1 protein-coding gene is annotated in these 229 nt (G+C 63.8%); it reads left to right on the plus strand.

What is annotated here, in order from left to right; translation table 11 throughout:
• Positions 1 to 229 (plus strand): ABC transporter transmembrane domain-containing protein (locus R0J92_RS27495; protein WP_411054011.1); only part of this gene is annotated, 229 nt, incomplete at both ends.

The raw sequence follows: 229 nt of genomic DNA on the forward strand, positions 1-229 counted from the left end.
CACCAGGACGGGCGAGGTGCTGAGCCGGACCACCACCGGCCCTTCTTTGATCCGGTCGGTGCTGGGGTCTTGTGCCCCGGTCGCCCTGCGCAACCTGCTGATCTTCCTCGGTGGTCTCGTTCTGATGCTGCTGACCTCGGCGAAACTGACGGCGCTTGTTGTGCTGATCGTGCCCGCGGTGATCGTCCCCATTCTGGTGCTTGGACGACGTCTTCGGGTGATCTCCAAG

This window comes from Tritonibacter sp. SIMBA_163 (genome assembly GCF_046535935.1).
GTDB classification, from domain to species: Bacteria; Pseudomonadota; Alphaproteobacteria; order Rhodobacterales; family Rhodobacteraceae; genus Epibacterium; species Epibacterium scottomollicae.